Origin of the sequence: Paenibacillus selenitireducens (genome assembly GCF_002021565.1) — a bacterium.
GTDB classification, from domain to species: Bacteria; Bacillota; Bacilli; order Paenibacillales; family Paenibacillaceae; genus Paenibacillus_K; species Paenibacillus_K selenitireducens.
This window is the reverse complement of sequence record NZ_MSZX01000002.1, coordinates 681,639-699,621: the sequence shown is the minus strand read 5'-3', so window position 1 is coordinate 699,621 and position 17,983 is coordinate 681,639. Positions and strand designations below refer to the sequence as shown.

11 protein-coding genes are annotated in these 17,983 nt (G+C 47.4%); all 11 read right to left on the bottom strand.

What is annotated here, in order from left to right:
• Nucleotides 1-29: 29 nt before the first annotated feature.
• Complete coding sequence (locus BVG16_RS07390; protein ID WP_078497881.1) at nt 30-887, bottom strand: carbohydrate ABC transporter permease; 858 nt, start codon at nt 885-887, stop codon at nt 30-32.
• Nucleotides 880-1,776 carry a carbohydrate ABC transporter permease gene (locus BVG16_RS07385; RefSeq protein ID WP_233146919.1) on the bottom strand — a complete coding sequence of 299 codons (897 nt, stop codon included), beginning with the start codon at nt 1,774-1,776 and terminating at the stop codon, nt 880-882. The genes BVG16_RS07390 and BVG16_RS07385 overlap by 8 nt, the downstream gene beginning before the upstream one ends.
• A gap of 63 nt (nt 1,777-1,839) precedes the next feature.
• Nucleotides 1,840-3,216: an ABC transporter substrate-binding protein gene (locus tag BVG16_RS07380; protein WP_158081640.1), complete on the bottom strand. Its 1,377-nt coding sequence runs from the start codon at nt 3,214-3,216 to the stop codon at nt 1,840-1,842.
• Nucleotides 3,217-3,441: 225 nt separating this feature from the next.
• On the bottom strand, nt 3,442-4,317 hold the full coding sequence (locus BVG16_RS07375; protein WP_233146918.1) for a metallophosphoesterase family protein: 876 nt from the start codon (nt 4,315-4,317) through the stop codon (nt 3,442-3,444).
• Between the two features lie 66 nt (nt 4,318-4,383).
• Entirely contained in the window at nt 4,384-9,039 is a 4,656-nt protein-coding gene (locus BVG16_RS07370) for an S-layer homology domain-containing protein (protein WP_158081639.1), read from the bottom strand.
• Nucleotides 9,040-9,268: 229 nt separating this feature from the next.
• Nucleotides 9,269-10,138 carry a MurR/RpiR family transcriptional regulator gene (locus BVG16_RS07365; protein ID WP_078497878.1) on the bottom strand — a complete coding sequence of 290 codons (870 nt, stop codon included), beginning with the start codon at nt 10,136-10,138 and terminating at the stop codon, nt 9,269-9,271.
• A 662-nt stretch (nt 10,139-10,800) separates the two neighbouring features.
• Nucleotides 10,801-11,829, bottom strand: a complete 1,029-nt coding sequence (locus BVG16_RS07360; RefSeq protein ID WP_078497877.1) for a GNAT family N-acetyltransferase — start codon at nt 11,827-11,829, stop codon at nt 10,801-10,803.
• Between the two features lie 295 nt (nt 11,830-12,124).
• Nucleotides 12,125-14,512 carry a glycoside hydrolase family 95 protein gene (locus tag BVG16_RS07355; protein WP_078497876.1) on the bottom strand — a complete coding sequence of 796 codons (2,388 nt, stop codon included), beginning with the start codon at nt 14,510-14,512 and terminating at the stop codon, nt 12,125-12,127.
• 251 nt (nt 14,513-14,763) lie between these two features.
• Nucleotides 14,764-16,038, bottom strand: coding sequence for an alpha-L-fucosidase (locus BVG16_RS07350; RefSeq protein ID WP_078497875.1), 1,275 nt, complete (start codon nt 16,036-16,038; stop codon nt 14,764-14,766).
• A 40-nt stretch (nt 16,039-16,078) separates the two neighbouring features.
• Nucleotides 16,079-17,176, bottom strand: coding sequence for a mandelate racemase/muconate lactonizing enzyme family protein (locus BVG16_RS07345; protein WP_078497874.1), 1,098 nt, complete (start codon nt 17,174-17,176; stop codon nt 16,079-16,081).
• 31 nt (nt 17,177-17,207) lie between these two features.
• Nucleotides 17,208-17,975: an SDR family NAD(P)-dependent oxidoreductase gene (locus BVG16_RS07340; RefSeq protein WP_078497873.1), complete on the bottom strand. Its 768-nt coding sequence runs from the start codon at nt 17,973-17,975 to the stop codon at nt 17,208-17,210.
• Nucleotides 17,976-17,983: the final 8 nt, after the last annotated feature.

Below are 17,983 nucleotides of genomic sequence, written 5' to 3'. Positions count from 1 at the left end.
TTCATGACTCCTATCTCGTTGGTTTTGAATTAACCTTTTACAGCCCCTACCATCCCATTAATGAATTGCTTCTGAAGAATCAAAAAGATGATGATCATCGGAATGATGGAAATAATCGTGCCTGCTGCGATGTACGGAAAATTATAAGAGAGCGTTCCCTGCAAATACTGTAGTGCCGGTGCCAGCGGATATTTATCCTGATCATCGAGGATAATAACCGGCCAGATCAAGCTATTCCAGAACGCCATGAAATCAAAGATAACGACCGTCGCTACGGCGGGACGGATCATGGGCAGCATAATGCTGTAGAATATTTTAAACTCCCGTGCTCCATCAATACGTGCTGAATGTTCCATATCATTCGGAATCGTAATAAAGGCCTGCCGCAGCAAAAAGATATTAAATACACTGATAGCCGAAGGGAGCACGACACCTAGCATGTTGTTGTAGAGCCCCATTTTCTGAATAATAATGAAGTTCACGATCATCCCTGCAGCATTGGGCAAAATCATGGTACTTACAATGGCATAGAAAATGAAATTACGCCCTGGGAACCGAATCCGTGCTAACGGGTAGGCTGTCATCGTACACATCACCAGATTCAGACCAACCCCAAGTCCCGTCATATAAATCGTGTTATAAATGTAGGTCCACAACGGCATGATGTCGAACACATCCAAGAAGTTCTTGAACGAAATCGGGTTCGGGATGAACTGAGGAGGGAATGCGTATACATTCTCACCTGTCTTAAACGCCGTAGATAACAACCACAAGAAAGGTCCTAGACAAAATAAGGCCGTTATGATCAGGAGCGGATATAAAATGAGCTTTGGTCCGATTTTTCTCCAAGTCAACGCTTTCGGGAAGGAATGGGGTGAATTACTCATAATAGTTCATTCCACCTTTTCTTGTGTACTTGAACAGAAGGAGCGTGAACACCATGATTAACAAGGAGACCACTAATCCAACAGCCGCCCCATAACCGAAGTTATAATCTTGGAAAGAAATCTTATACGTATAAATAGATGTGGTTAAGGTAGCCGATGCCGGATCCCCTTTGGGCCCATGCATGACATAGATCTCGTCAAAGACGCGGATGGCACCCATCACAGATAACAATGAACATAACATCACGAATGGCATGAGCAGCGGAATCGTAATATGCCAGATCACTTTCCAACGGCCTGCCCCGTCGATTCTAGCTGCCTCTTGCAGCTCACTAGGTATCGATTGCAATCCTGCCAGATAGATCATCATGTAATAGCCAAGGCCTTTCCAAATCGTCACACACATGACGCCATAAAGCGCGAGATTCATATCCGCCATGAACGAAATCGGAGCATCCGTAATCCCTAACGTTGTTAGAAAGTAATTCAAGATCCCGTCCTCTTCAAATACCCACTTCCACGCAATGGCTGCAGCCGTCATGGAAGTGACAACAGGGATGAAATAAGAAATGCGAAAGAAGTTAACAAAACGCAATTTATTGTTCACAAGGATCGCCATCAGAATGGACAACAGCTGGATGATGGGGACCACGATGACATACAGGATGGAGTTCTTCAAAGAAATCCAGAAGTCCGGATCTTCAAAGGCTCTGATAAAATTTTTGAATCCAACCCATTTTGTTGTATCGACAGCCGAATAATTCGTAAAGGCAAGCGGCAAGCCATAGACGATGGGAATGAACGTGAATAACAACAGTAGAATAATGCCAGGGGCCAACATGGTATAAGCAAATCTGGTTTGGCGAGCCTGCTCTTTCGATACAGCCAATGGATATCCCTCCCTATTAACCCTAGGAGTGAGATCGACTCACTCCCTGTTCACGACGGATTCTTACTCAGAGGCATTGATTTCATCGAGCTTCTTCTGCATTTCTGCTTCCACTTTGGTGAGCATTTGCTCTGGCGTTACTCTGCCATTCAACATTTCCTTCCAACCCTTCCACAGCGGGTCAAGAACTTCGCCTTCACTTTTCACACCTAACGAAAAATCTTTGCCTAATGAAGCCATTTGAGCGGTGATCACTTTGGCTTGTGATTCCGGATCAGCTCCGGCTTCGGTGAAAAATGGATCCGCAGCCGCTTTCTTCGTCGAAGGCAAAATATTTACGATTTTACAAAATTCTAGCTGCGATTCGTCGTTGGTAATAAAGTTCGCGAATGCGATAGCTTCGGTATGATGCGTACTCATGGTTGGGACCACCACGTTCATCAGGCCTGCCTGTACGTTGCCCCCTGCTTTCAGGGTTGGCATTTTGGCCACCATCGTGTTCTCGTAGACATCCTTAGCATTGGTTTTGACACGGCTAAGGAACTGTGCGCCTGTAATTAACGTCGCGATTTTCCCCGCCTGATATTTATCAGTTACGTAGTTCGCGTCCGCAGATAAGCTTTCCTTAGGCACGATCCCTTTGTCGTATAAATCTTTGTTCCATTTGGCCCATTCGAGCGCTTCAGGCGTGTTGATGATGATCTTCTTCTTATCCTCGCTAATCATCGGAACCCCTAAGAAGTAGAAATCCGCTGGAGGATTATAGCTGGGTACGAACCCGTACTTCCCGGTTTTCTCTTTAATCGTAATCGCCTGCTGCTTCATCTCTTCATAGGTTGTAGGAGGCTGGTTCGGGTCTAGTCCTGCTTCTTCGTAGATTTTCTTGTTGTAAGCAAACACCGACAGGCCATAATACCAAGGGAAAGCGTATACACTTTCGCCTAATTTGGTTGAATTATATAAGTCTGGGAAATAGATGGAGCGCTGCTCCTCTGTTGCTTCTTTATTGAGATCGACGAGCGCGTTCTTACCTGCTAATGTCATCGTCATTCCTGTATTTAAATTCACGACATCCGGCGACTTGCCGCCGGCAATCGAGGTTAATAATTTATTTTCCATCGAACCGTAAGGCAAATCCGTCCACTTCACCGTGATCCCTGGATTCTGTTCTTCGAACTTTTTAATGCGACCGTTCACATAATCATCGAAATTCGGGCTAAGCGAGATGGTCCAGAATTTAAGTTCTACGGGTTCTTTCGGTTTTTCTTTCGTCGCAGTATCTTTCGTGGTGTCTGTTTTCGTCGTGTTGTCCGTGGTGGATTCCGCCGTTGTTTTTGTATCTTTATTCCCGTCGGAACTCGTGGAACCGCAAGCCGCAAGCAATGAAATCAACATAAATGTTGCTAATAGGAGTGCAAATGAACGAAACGTCTTTGACATTTGTGCTTTCCCCACCTTCATTGTATTGGTAATAACCCCTTGCTAGGACGAACGAACATGATGGATTGTGGTGCGGCACCTCCTTTATTTTGTTTTAGAAAAAACTTCCACGCTATTTCTATCTCTCATGTTAAGACGGGTTAGATCGCTCGTCAATACTTTTTCGGAAGTTTTTTTCTTTTTTTAATTAAAATTAAGAGGAATATTCCATCTAGTGCATGAATACTAATATTTCCGCTCGAATCTTACATTCTCCATCCAGACTTGCGTATCGTGCCTTCGGCCTTGCAGGACTACTTTGCCTAGTCCAACTTCTACCCATACGCTTTCGCTGGCTGGTCCATCTATGGGATAGAGATCTTCGCAATAAGGGCGCCGAACGGAAGAAGTCCCCATATACCCGATGATATCCTCCTTATAAATGGAGCTGGCAGAGAGCTCTACATGCGTATGTCCTGAAAAGAAAATAATTTGCGGATATTGCTCCAATAGGGATTTGAGCCGCTGATGCTGTACAACGCCTCTCTCAGTCGGACAAAAGCTTCCAGCAACCGTATTCGGCAAAGGCTGGTGAAGAAATACGAATAGGGGCTGTTCCTGCCCCATCTCCCGATGCGGCATCAACACTCGTGATAACCACATGAATTGTTCCTCCGAGATCCATGCATCTTCTCCAATGTCAGGCATTCGATCCCGGTAAACTTCCCCGCTCAAAAAAATAAGATGGTATCCATCCACCCAGGCATCATAGTAGCTGCATGAAAGTCCCATCTCCGTTGTAAATAAAGCCATCGCTTGCTCCGTCGATCCCCCATTGGGAAAGGTCTCCTTAACCATCTCTCGCTTCGAATTATGCCACATGGAATAAAATTCATGATTCCCGTTAGTCACGAAGACGGGCGGAAGTAGTTCCCTTCGATGTAATAATTCATGTAATGCCTTATAGTCCTCTTCATGTCCATCGGTTAGATCACCATTCAATACGATATAATCCGGAGGTTCTTCCAAGCTCAAATAGTCATCCAACGCTCGGGAAAAGCGAACATGGGACTCTTCATCCCATGCCACGATGTGGATATCTGACATGACTGCAAATTTCACCGTCTCCTCCCCCTCGCAACATTAATGAATCTTAGATCGCGGGGGCGTAAAAGCCCCCGCGACGGTTCACTTATTGATAAAGCCCAAATATTCTAACATCCGCTTGAGCGCAACAACCGCTTGTGCGCGCGTAGCATGTTCACCCGGTTCAAAGGTGTTGTTCGTCATCCCTTTCATCATGCCTATGGCGATGACTTGGCGAACCGATGCTTGCGCCCATTCGTGAATCGCCTTCTCATCCGTAAATTGCGACAAATCCTTTGCTGTCCCTGTTCCCAAATCTTTTCCGGTTACAGCCACCATGGCTCTCCCCATCATGACCGCCATTTCTTCTCTCGTAATCTTGGCTTGAGGCGAAAAAGTACCGTTGTCATTTCCTTGGACAATTCCGGCTTGAGCCGCAGCGTGAACGGCCCCTGCATACCAGTCTGATTCCGTGACATCCTTGAACGATAAGGATGACGAATCCGAACGAAGCCCCAAAGAACGTACGATTAAACTAACGAATTCCGCACGCGTCACCGATTGATTCGGAGCAAATTCCGATGCCGTTATCCCCTTAACGATGCGTTTCGAAGCTAACGACTCGATATCTGATTGCGCCCAATGGTTCATGATATCTGTAAAGGATAGCGATGATTGGAGTAATGCATAAGTCCCGCTTCCTGCGCGATGCATATTTACTGTTGTCTTGCCCTTTGTCATGGTCATGACGGAAGGAACAAACACCCATTCTCCCGATTTTGGATTCATTCGCGCTCCTGTTGCGGAATGAGCCGCTACAGATGTTCCGACCATAAGGCTAGGATGAATGAACGTATTCCCCCAATCCGTTATGAACCTCGTCGTTCCATTCGCTTCAATACGAACCGAGAATTCTATGACAAGATCATCCACGAGCGTTGCACGCTCCTTGGCAACTCCTTTACGGATTTCCAGAAGTTCATCGCCCTTCAGTCGCTTCATCGACATATAAACCATAGCTTCTTGGGACGAATTGGCTCCAAGTTCATCGAGCATGGAAGATAGGTTAGGCAGCGATAACGGGATGTCAAATGCCCCCTGACGGCCTTGCACACGGATCGATCCATTCGGTAAGATCGCTGCTCCTTTGATCAATGCTGACGCTGGAATCCCTACTTGCTGAATATCTTCCTCACCCGTCAGTTCAATAAGCACTTGCCCTGTTGAATCTTCTCCTTTATGCAGACGCTGGATCGCTTGAGTCAGCGCGTTCCCGTTCACGCGTGCCGTGAATCTCGTCTGACCTTGATCTGTGGAATCCGATGTCACGACCCATGCGCTGGCATCCAACTTTACTTGGTCCAAACTTTCTACCGGAGTTGTTGCGACTGGCGTAGTTATCGTTGAAGTCGATGGCGTTCCTCCCCCACCTGGATTGCTATTCCCGCCTTGACTCTCCCGCTGAATAGCAATGTAATAATCCAGGGTCAATCCATCTTCACCTGTTACGCGTACGGCAACTTCATTCGCCCCTACTTGAAGGGGTACAGAAATTTCCGTTCCGTTCGTATATATCTTGCCGCGAACGGATACTTTGGCAGTATCCTGACTGGCAGCTGCTTGGATATGAATCGTCTTCACGCCATTGCCGACCTGAGCGGAATACGTATACGTAGAAGACTGGAAGGCTGGAGATAACTTGGCTTCACGGATTTCCAACTGTTTCAATTGGGCTTTGGATGCCGCCTTGGCGAAATAAATACGGATCATTTGTTGCGCATAGGCCAAGTCCTGATTCATTCTATTCGTCACTTCAACAGCAATAGAAGGATTTTTCTCGAGTTCTTGTTGAATCCCTGTGACTTGTTTCAAGGCTTGGTTGACGGATTGAACGTTTAAATCAGGACTCGCTTGTAATGTTTCTACCGCAGCCTGAAGCTCTTGCTTCACCTTACGCCCGTCATCTGCGCTTAACCCTTGGAACGGCACATAGATCTCGTTGATTTTGCGAATCATCTCCTGAAATAACGTCGCTAAGGGTTGCGACTTATGATAGCTAGGCTGTATTGCCTCATTGCGATACACGCCTATCTTCAACACGCGATCATATTTGTAGTTGAATAAGCCTTCAAATTCGAATAACGCCGCACCTGCGCCTCCGTGGTTGGTTGCCTGCTGTATTTGGTCAACGACCGCGGCAACCGGATTCCCCTGGAATGTATCCAGTCCAGACGAGACGAACGAGTGATTTCCAGCAAGCGCCATCGAATTCTGCAAATCGGTTACGGTCAGCTCAGAACCTGGTGCATAAGACATATGAAACAGATGATCAATCAAGTTATTATCAAGCCAGTTCTTCGTTTCTTGCGCATGCGATTGCGGTGCTTCCTCATAGTTCGGCCATACGGCTGCCGTGATTGGAAGTTGCGGCTTTATTTCATGGGCTTCCTTGGCAACCCGAGCCACCCAAGAATTAATGATATCTGCCCGGAACTGTAACCACTCCGTCCAATGCGAGTCGCCAGGATGAAGCGCTAACGGATCATCACCGAATTTTTCTTGAAATAGGTGGCGCGTGTACGTATCATAGCCGTAATCATTCGTATAGTCGCCTGATCCCGGGTATCTCGCATAATCCAAATGAAGGGATTCGATATCATATTTCGATATTAATTCTTTATAGACCGTAGATACGAAATCTCTCGCTTGAGGTAATGCCGGGTTCAGCCAATACCATTTGGCTTGATGAGGACCTACTTCATAATCCATACCCGTCCGGCTAATAAGACGCCAATCGGGATGATTCACGACGACAGGTCCGCCAGCGAAGAAATTTTCGACCCATGCATGTATTTCAATGCCTTGTTTTTTGCCTTCTTCAATAAACGCTCCCAAGACATCAAACCCTTGATACATTGGATTTAATTCCGTATCTGGCAGCGAGGTAGGCCATGTTGTGTAACCATCCCACCAGGTTTCCAGATAGATGGCATTGAGCCCTGTCTCCTTGATCTTGCGTACATGCTCCCGCACCTGCTCGATATTCTTCTCTTTCGGTCGCATCCATAGGCCGCGTGTCTGCACCTTTGGCGACTCCGAGTTCATGTAATTGGCTTCCGTAACTTGCTGATCCAATGCCTGTAACAGATCCATTAGGCCGTCTGTTCCGCCTTCATGAAGACGTTGTTTAGCGGTTTCATAGACCTCCTTGGCTTCTGCGATCTTCTGTTCGATGGCAGCATAAGGTACGTCTTGATATAAATCTCTCGATAATTGCAATGCTTGTTCCGCGCTCGAAATACTTATCGCTGCTTTATCCAAATAAGATTCCGGCGTAAAGATGATCAGGACTTGTTTTTGCGCGAAATCAAAACTTACCTTGGCACCGACAAGACCGTTGTTCGTAAGCCATGTATTCTTCACGCCATGGCCTGACAGGACATAACCGCCTTCTGGAATCGTCTTGTTGTTCCCTCCGTTACTAATAACATATCCGTCGGCATTCACAGCAATTTCATTGCCCCATGGATTCGTGCCGGTCTCGGACTTCCCGTAGTTACGATCGTATACAATGAGCTGATTTGTACCTCGGAAGCCGGGATATGGCCGATTCCCATCATCATCCCAGCCCCCTGGATTATCCTCTTTCACTTTGGGATTAAATGCGTCAAAGGATGTCCTGGCCGCTTGATAAATCAGGCTATCCGTGACAAGCTCCACTTCAGACCCCAATTGCACCTGTCCGGCAAGCTGGTCATAGAAAGCGCTTCCCGACTGGATCGATAAGACATACCCGTTCGGAGGGATCACCGAATTATTATCTAGATATTCCCCCGTATTGGGATCTGCCGATATGGCTGCGACATGCGAGACTTTACCGTCAATAACCGTAATCTCCATACCCCAAGCATTCTGTTGGGTTGTGGCTCCATAATCAGGTTGATACAGGATAACCTTTCCTGCCCCACGTGGCGCATTCACACCGTCAATCCCTACGGCAATCCCATTTACCCTCATATATTTGGATGGTAATAGCGGAATATCGATACCCACGACCTGAACAGCGTTCCCAATCTCCAAGTTCAGCATAGATGCTGCATTCCCTGATGCGGAAATAACATATCCGTTGGAAGGGATATATGTACCTTGTTGCCCGTGTTCCCCATACGTATTTTTCACCACGGATACTTCATTGGTAATGATATATTGAACCGTATCTTCGGCAAATGGCTTCGTCACTTCGCCATAATGCCGTGTGTAAACAGCTAGCGAATTCGTCGGCTGCTCTTCATCCACAACGTCAATCGGGAATGTCCCGTGTTCCGTTATAAGCTGCGGGCCTCCTAGAATGGGTTCCGGCAGGGTATATCCGGTAATAGCAACAGGATCACCTGGATGCATATTGTCTTTGATCCACTGTTCACTTGTGCCATGGCCAAACAGGACGAACCCGTTCGTTGGAATTTCTACGGCACCCTCACGATACGTCACATCTGTTACACTATAAGTTCCTTCTTGATAATCCACGACAGCAGCCGCTGCATAGAGATTCTCATCGGTTCGTTTAGAACTGTTCTCACGTGTGAACAAGATCATTTCGTCCGCCGCACCAATAGCTCGATTAACGGCTGTAATATCGATGGAATTGCCGTTGGATGCGATGGCTTGTATCGCTGATTGGGCTAGTGCGGTCCACGTCGTGCCTGAAAAAATGAGTGTAAAACATAAGATGATCGACAATCTGTTCTTCCATCTCATTCTCATACCTCCCTAAATTCTCCATGGATTTAAGCCTCCCTCAACACTCCAGACTTACGGATATCTCTATGTAATATTTTTGCATGATCCTCTACGCAGCTTCACCTCCTCAATTAAATATATGGAATATTCCTTTTTATATTGCAATTTAAAGTGGAATATTCCTCTTTTTATTCCAAATAAAAAAGCGCAGCTTATGGTTCTAAGCTGCGCTTCGTACAGGCGGATCCTAATATAATTTATCAGCAACCGCTTTGGCTGTTTTATTGATCGAATCGAACGTGTTGATCTGACTCCTATTGGAGATTAAGGTCGTTAAGATATCCAACATGTGAACTTGAGCGATTTTGGTGGACAGCGATCCTCCTTGGAACGGGCTCTCCTTCGATGGAATAAGTAATACATGATCCGCATAATGAGTGATGGGGGATTTCGCATGACTGGTTAGACAAATCATTTTGGCGCCGTTTTCCTTGGCTTGCTTCACGGGATCGACTAAATCTTTTGTGCTTCCTGAAGTGGAGATCCCAAAGACGACATCCCCCTCCTTGGCCAATGCAGCAGACATCGCGATGATATGCGCGTCCCGATGAACCTCGACATTGAGACCCAGTCGCATGAACCGATACTGGGCATCTAACGCGGTAATCCCGGATGAACCCACCCCATAAATGTAAATTTTGTTCGCTGCCAGAATCATCTCTACTGCTTGTTCAAGTTGTTCGGTATGTAATAAATCCAACGTACTTTTCAGAATACGCTCGTTATTCATGGTGATCTTATTCACGATCGTTGAAATATCGTCCGTTTCCTCTATTTCCCCGGCAATATAGGTAGGCAAATTTACGAGATCCTGTGCCACGGACAGCTTGAACTCATGATATCCCCGAAAACCTAAAGCCCGGCAGAACCGAATCACGGACGTCTCGCCGACACCGGCACGCTCAGCCAAATCCGTCACGGTAGCCAGCACCGCTTCTTCAGGGTTACCCTGCACCGCATCCGCTACTTTCTTCTCGGCCTTCGTTAAGGAAGAATATACACTTGAAATCAGTAGCAGCGTATTCGTGGAATTGCTTAACTTCTGGACATGCTTCATCGTTATTGATCTACTCCCAACATGGTAAGGATTGTTATCCGTATCATATCATCGCCAGCTCCCATTAGAAAGATTATTTTTCTTATTTATGCTCAGAAATTGAATATATCCTCCTTTTCTTAAAAATTTCATGAGAAAAACCGTCAGGGATCACTCGACGGTCCTTTATTGTGTGAACCTATACGTTTATGGATAGGAAAGGGGGTTGGTGTTTTGCGTTTCAGCTGTCGTGTATGCGAAATCTTGACAAATTAAATAAGCTCTTTGTGTATGACGGACCCGAGAGACCTTATTGTTAGCTATGCTCATAGATTAGCCGTTGTTGCGGACACAGAGTCCCTTATTCCATTCGAATCATGAGTATATAGCTTATGTTTGGCATGATAAGAGCTGCTGTGTCCTTTCAACCTGCATTTTGAGTGCTTTTGGCATCATTAAGGTCTCCTGTGTCCGTTCATTTCTCGCACCGTTCTCTGCACCCTAATTTGATTTCGACATTCTCTCGAAAATTATTAATTCTAGAATGTAAAAAAAGAACACAACGAACTTGTCGTTGTGTTCCAAGCCCTCTTTATTTCATCGAAGCATCATAGGATTTAGGCTAAGCCTATTTTCCACTCGGGCCTATTTGCCGCAATGCATCATCTCTCTATGATAAGGTTCTACCGTATAATTTTCCGCATAAACACATTGCCCTCCAGGCCCGGTCCATACACATCAGGCAGCGTTGCAACGGGGACATACCCATTTTTTCCATAAAATGAAATCACAGCGTACTCCTCGGCATAGGTCATCATGAATAGGCAGTACACGCGGCGACAGCGCATTACTTCCTCTACATATCGTAGAAGAATCGAACCGATCCCTTGTCGTCTCCCGTCTTCGGATACCCCGATTTGAAGCACTTCTGCTCTCATGCCTAGACTATCGAGCCCTGAGGGAGCCTCTTCGTGCAGAACACTAATAATACCTGTCCCACTTGGCAAAAACGGGTCATGATAAGCGTAATATTGGGCGCCTCTCGCGTAAAATGACTGAATACGGCGCCGCAGCCATTGCTCATGTTCCGGATTTTTACGATTTAAATGCGTATGCTCAACCTCTGCCAAAATATCCATATACGGCTCAATGTCCTCGAATGAAATCGGACTGACCATGCACAAATGCCGATGTAATGCAAAATAGTCATACTCCGCACCGTCCGATAGCTGAACCACATGCTGATGGGTAAACTTCGTCTTCTCGATCACCCTTCTAGAAGGAGCATTGAATGGTTTGACAATCGCTACAATCTCTTGCAAGTAGGAATGTCGGAACACATATGATACCACCGCTTGCGCCGCTTCTGTCGTAAGCCCCTGGTTCCGATAATCTTTGGAGATTGCGTAAGCCACCTCGCGCTTCGAGCTGTCTAACATATCATTCGGGAATACGCCGCACCAGCCAATGAGCTGTCGGTCTCGCTTATGTTCGATCGCAAGTAAGATGCGCACATCCTGCGGACCGAACTTCGGGTAGGAAGCAATCACAAACTGAAGAAATTCCTTTAATTGTTCTTCAGACACGTTCCAGTCTGGTAATATATCCGTAATTTCGCGCTGACGAGTTAATTGATAGAGTGCATCATAATCGTCAAAAGTAAACTCGCGAATGGTTAATGATGTCGTTTCAAATCGAATACCTTGTTCCATGGGTTGAACACTCCTTATTGGATAAGTAATAGAATAGAGATCCGCTCGCTCGGATGAAAACACAAAGCGGAGTACCCAAATAGGCACTCCGCAGAAGGTTCAGATCTTCGCTTCGCACTTGTAATGGGTCAAAAAGGCACACGTATCCCGTCGATCTATACGAACGAAATTTGCGTTGCAACTCTTAGGCGATCCATTACAAAGATACTGGCATACGTCCATTCTCCTTTTCCAATAACTACAAACACTGTAACATAGCATGGGAATCACTGTAAATCGATTTCTGCTCCGGCGCTTAAGTAGAAGCCGGGACCGATGCAGGAACGAGGATGTAACGCTCACCGGGTTGTGTCCTAAAGCCCAGCTCTCCGGATTGCGCAACGTATGCATCGGCAAGCGTATGAGTTCCATTCGCTTCGATACGTAAAGGTACCGCTGTCTCCATCCGACAGAAGCCGCCTTGAATCGAAAGAATTTCTACACGTTCAATGTGCCCCTCTCGCCAAGATAGGTCTACTTCAAAACCGCCGCGGGCCCGTAAACCCTTCACTTCACCGGTATGCCAAGCGTTCGGAAGCGCCGGAAGAAGCTGAATTCGTCCTGTATGGGATTGCATTAACATCTCTACCACACCGGACGAGAAGCCGAAGTTGCCGTCAATTTGGAATGGTGGGTGGGCATCCAATAAGTTTGGATATACGCCCCCTCCTGTCATGCTCCCCTGATCGGTATCCACCAGCTGCAGCAAATTCCCAATCAATTGATGCGCACGATTGCCGTCACCAAACCGCGCCCATAGATTAATTTTCCATGCTAAGCTCCACCCTGTTCCCACATCACTGCGTCGGTTGAGGGAAGTTCTGGCAGCATCAAAAAACGCCGGCGTCTCAGTTAGCGTCAATTGATTCCCTGGATACATCCCATACAAGTGAGACACATGTCGATGGTGAATATCTTCATCATCAAAATCTGAAGACCACTCTTGCAATTGGCCGTGTTGACCGATTTGATACGGAAGCAGACGATCTTGCGCTTCTTCCAGCTGCTGCCTGAATGCTTCATCCAACCCCAGCAGATCACTCGCTTGGATACAGTTCGTGAACAATTCGCGAATTAGCGTCATATCCATCGTCGTTGCTTGGCTGACCGCGGTACGCTTCCCATCTGGACCAACGAACTTGTGCTCCGGTGATGTGGAAGGTGATGTGACCAAATATCCGTCTTTATTCTCTATCAGCCAGTCTAGACAGAATAACGCGGCTTCACGCATCACAGGGTAAGCCTGGTCACGCAAGAAATTCAGATCGCCGCCAAATTCATAATGCTGCCACAAATGCTGACAGAGCCAAGGCGCTGCCATGAACCAGCTTGCCCAGACGGGATCTCCATCTCCGAAGGCACCCACGGGCGTGGACTGACACCAGACATCGCTATTGTGGTGCGCAACCCACCCCCGCAGCCCGTAATTCTCGCGTGCCGTCTCCGCGCCCGTCACCGCCAGATTCCCAATAAAGTCGAGTAGGGGTTCATGGCACTCGGCTAGGTTACAGCTCTCTGCAAGCCAATAATTCATCTGCGCGTTGATATTCAGCGTATAATTGCTGCTCCATGGCGGACGCGTCTCCTTATTCCATATCCCTTGCAAATTTGCGGCTTGCGTTCCGGGTCTCGAACTCGAAATCAAGAGATACCTGCCATATTGGAACAGCAACTCAACTAACCGAGGATCCTGTACGCCATATTCGATGATGCGGCGATCCGTCGGCAAATCTTCCGAAATGTTTGAATCCCCCAAATGCAAGCTTACCCGATCAAATAATTGGCGGTAATCACCCACATGGGCTTGTAACAATTCGTCATACGATTTCGCTAATGCAGAGTTCACATAGCTTGCCGCAATTGGAGATGGGTCCTTACCCTCTGTTCCGGGATGATGATCAAAGCCATTGAAGCTTGTCGCACTGCTGAAGATCAACGTTGCGGATGTTGTGCCCTCGACATGGATACCGTCTGGATCGACATGTACCTTGCCTTGCTCTAACTTCACAGCAAGACGACCCTCGAATTTCATGCCTGTGTCTCCATATCTGATCGGTTCGTCCGTATCATAGTAATTTGGATCCACATGCGTTGGAGCTACGCCTTTGATTATGAAGTGATCTCCATCTGTCGTCGAACGATACTTCAATGGACTTGTGCACCGAGCCGTGAAAGATAACATCCCCGGACGACTGGCTTCGATCCGGTAGACCAACACTTGATCGGGATGCGAAATAAATGACGTGCGACGGTAGTCCACTTGTCCAATCGTATACTCCGTTACCGATATCCCTTGGTTGAGATCTAACTCGCGAACATAAGATTTGGATAAGGCACCATGATGAAATTGAATCGTCAAATCTCCGAGAGGCATATAAGATTGTGTGTAAGGTCCCATCGTTCCTTTACAGAGCTGGTCGGCTTCCGTATAACGGCCCTCTTCTATCAACCGGCGGATATCCGGAAGCAAGGTCTTTGCATTGGGATTCGTGCCGTCTTTCGGCGCCCCCGACCAAAGGGTATCTTCATTTAATTGTAAAAGTTCAGTCTGAACGCCACCGAATACCATCGCTCCGAGGCGCCCGTTGCCAAGCGGCAGCGCTTCGGTCCACTTGGATGCTGCTTGCGTATAATGCAACCGCATTTCATTCACTCCTATTCCTACTATTAAATGGTACGATCAGATCAGACCGGGTTCAAGGAGACAAACCATTTCACTATCGCCGACAGATTACCGTACCGCGTTCACCGTCAAGTCATTTCCTTGACTTACTATGATTATAGAAGCTAGATTCCCAAGCGACGATGGATGAAACTAAGTTAAGTTTGCATAAAACTAATATTTACGCAAGAACCCCCTTCAAGATACAAATCCTAAAGGGGAGTCCTGACCAGCTATTTGCGTACGGGCCAAATCGGTTCGCGATCAAACTCGATCGCAATGGCCGTATTCCAATCGTCACAGATTTCAGCGGGGACATCGATCCAGATCCGATTTACGCTGTAGCTTCCTTCTGCTCCGCTCAAGTACCCAAATATTTCTTCCACCTTGTAAGGGAGTTCTTCTCCCGTCTTCACCAACTTCACGGACTTCACTTGGCCCCCCAATTCACGCACTTCCACAGGGAATCGAGGAATGTCTCTGACATGCAAATAAATCGTATTTCCTTTTTGGGTCATAGGGCCGTAATAACAAGGCGGATAATGCTCTGTAATGCGCTTTGTTCCATAAATACTATCTCCCGAATGGCCGAGCCACGCTCCGATTCGCTGTAATCGTTCAATCGCTTCTTCAGGCCAGGTGCCATCCGGTCGAGGGCCTACATTTAACAGGAGGTTTCCTCCTTTGGTCGTCACTTCGAGCAATGTATCCAGCAGCGTGCCTTCGCTCTTATATGTCGATGCAACCGAATGATAGGCCCATTGATGATTCATGGTCATGCATGTTTCCCACCATCCATCCGGTGGATGTGTCGGTACAAATTGTTCCGGCGTCTCATAATCGCCCACGTCCGGCAATCGATCGTTAATGACTAAATGCGGCTGCAGGTTCAACATCATTTGCTTCACTTCGCTGCTGCGCCAGCGATCCGCACCGAATCCCGGCACATCGAACCAGATCAGATCAATGTGACCGTAATTTGTCAGCAATTCACGCAGCTGTTCCATAAAACGCTGGTGGAACTGCCACCATCTTGCGGGGTCATACGTATTCGGCTTCGGCGATTGAATATGCTTGCTTATGGGGATCGTAGCAAAATCAGGGTCATGCCAATCAATGGTCGTAAAATACAGCCCTACTTTTAACCCCACTTCTCTGATAGCCTCGACATAAGGTGCAATCAAATCCTGTTTGGGTCCTCTTTTCGTCGCGCAATAGTCGGTCGTTGCGGTGTCGAAGAGGCAGAATCCATCATGATGCTTTGCGGTGAGCACCACGTATTTCGCACCCGCCTCCTTGGCATGCTGGGCCCATTCTCTCGGATTATAGCGAGTTGGATGGAACTCATCTGCCAGACTTTCATAGGTTTCAACATCCAGATGCTGCCTGCTATGGGGCATTAAAGGCCAAGAGGCCTCAATTTCTCGCAACGCATACGGACCCCAATGAATAAATAAGCCAAATCGAGCTTCATCAAACCATTGAGCTTCGGGATGAACTGCTTTCATGAACGTTCAACTCCTCTTGATTTCTTCGATAGATATCGTGTTACTTCACTCGGTATTCCTCAAAATAACGTGGAATGATTTCAGTCGATGCACCTGGCATCTGCGGCAGCACGTAAAACCCGTCCTTTACGGTCGCTGGTTCTTCGAAGATATGGCGGATCCAAGGGATATACTCTAACAGAACCGCATTCGGCGTGGATGCAACCAGATGCTGATGAATTTGTCCCATATCCCCGACATGCGGGCATATAGGCAAGTCATATGCAGCAGCAAGTCCGGCGATTTGCAGCCATTCGGTTATGCCGGCAACACGCGTGACATCCACTTGGACATATTCGACTGCACCCTGATGGATGTAATCGCGAAACGCATATTTGGAATACACATGCTCGCCGAGTGCGATCGGTACGTTCAGTTCATCCGCTAGTTTTCGATGATTCATGATGTCATCTGGATTTAACGGTTCCTCGAGCCAGAGAAGGTCGAATTGCTCCAATTTCTTGCCCCACGTCATGGCTGTCGTGATATTCCATTGTTGGTTCACGTCAATCATCAACCCTACTTGATCCCCAATCGCGCGGCGTACCGCCTGTACCCTTGCGAAGTCCTCCCGTGGATCTGGTTTACCAACCTTCATCTTGACAGCGGTAAATCCCTCCTCAAGAATGCTGCTCATATCAGCAATGAGCCGTTCCTGGCTCCAATTCAGCCAACCGCCATTCGTATTATAGGCTTTGATCTTCTGGGATTTATGTCCGCCAAGCAGCTGCCACAACGGTTTATTCGAAGCTTTTGCCATGATATCCCACAACGCAATGTCTACTGCAGCTAAGGCCATATGCGTGACGCCTGCCCGACCGATCCAATGCATCTCGCCGTACCGCAGCTCATCCCAAATCTGCTTCACCATGAACGGGTCTTTGCCAATCAGCTTCTTGGCATAATAACGATCAATGGTCTCTGCGATCATCTCGTCTCCTTGGGCGCAAGTGCCCGTATACCCGTAACCCGTAATCCCCTCATCGGTATATAGGCGAACGCCTGTCACACCCCAATGCGTAGCCACATTAATCGCATCCGTAATGGGAGGTGTAATAGGAACGTGTAAAATGAAACTCTCTGCCTTAATAATCTTCATGGTTCGATCTCCCCTGTTCCCCTCGATGTCTTCAATATCCTAAAGATGCGCCGCCATCCACCGGTAGCGCAACGCCAGTTATGAATTGTGATGATTGCGAAGCCAGAAATACCACGGCATCGGAAATTTCTTCCGCCCGTGCCGGTCTGCCAAGTGCATGCATCTCATTGAGTGAGGTGCGTACCTCCTCTGGGTCGGCCTGCTCCATGGTCCATTTCTCAAGAAGCGGCGTCATGACGCCCGCTGGGCAGATGCAGTTCACCCGTACCCCTTCGGGAGCATAATCGATAGCTAGCGCTTTCGTCATTGCAATGATGCCGCCTTTGGTCGCAGCATAGACTGCATTCTGCTTCTGGCCGACCAAGCCATTCAACGAGGCCATATTCACGATACTTCCACGGGTAACCCTCAAATACGGGATCGTATATTTAATCATCAAATATACGCTCTTCAGGTTAATGTCGATGACCCTTGTCCATTCGTGCTCGGATACCTCTTCCAATGCTTTGGGCAAAATGGTTGCGGCATTATTAAACAAGACATCGATATGACCGTATTGCGAAATGACTTCCGTCACAAGCGATCGAACCTCCCGATCATCGGACACGTCGGTTCGTACGGACATAACGGATGCTGATCCGTTATGGCGCAAAATCTCATGGACTACCCGCTGCGCTCCTTGTTCATTCACGTCCGCAATGATCACCGTTGCACCTTCTGAAGCGAATCTTTTGACTGTCACTTCGCCGATCCCGGATCCGCCACCCGTCACGATGCACACTTTGCCTTGAAGAGACATCGCTATTC

Excerpts from the sequence above, each read along its gene's own strand:
- BVG16_RS07390 (WP_078497881.1), bottom strand. The coding sequence starts at position 887 with ATGAGTAATTCACCCCATTCCTTCCCGAAAGCGTTGACTTGGAGAAAA.
- BVG16_RS07355 (WP_078497876.1), bottom strand. The coding sequence starts at position 14,512 with ATGCGGTTGCATTATACGCAAGCAGCATCCAAGTGGACCGAAGCGCTG.
- BVG16_RS07380 (WP_158081640.1), bottom strand. The coding sequence starts at position 3,216 with ATGTCAAAGACGTTTCGTTCATTTGCACTCCTATTAGCAACATTTATG.
- BVG16_RS07360 (WP_078497877.1), bottom strand. The coding sequence starts at position 11,829 with ATGGAACAAGGTATTCGATTTGAAACGACATCATTAACCATTCGCGAG.
- BVG16_RS07370 (WP_158081639.1), bottom strand. The coding sequence starts at position 9,039 with ATGAGATGGAAGAACAGATTGTCGATCATCTTATGTTTTACACTCATT.
- BVG16_RS07345 (WP_078497874.1), bottom strand. The coding sequence starts at position 17,176 with ATGAAGATTATTAAGGCAGAGAGTTTCATTTTACACGTTCCTATTACA.
- BVG16_RS07340 (WP_078497873.1), bottom strand. The coding sequence starts at position 17,975 with ATGTCTCTTCAAGGCAAAGTGTGCATCGTGACGGGTGGCGGATCCGGG.
- BVG16_RS07350 (WP_078497875.1), bottom strand. The coding sequence starts at position 16,038 with ATGAAAGCAGTTCATCCCGAAGCTCAATGGTTTGATGAAGCTCGATTT.
- BVG16_RS07365 (WP_078497878.1), bottom strand. The coding sequence starts at position 10,138 with ATGAAGCATGTCCAGAAGTTAAGCAATTCCACGAATACGCTGCTACTG.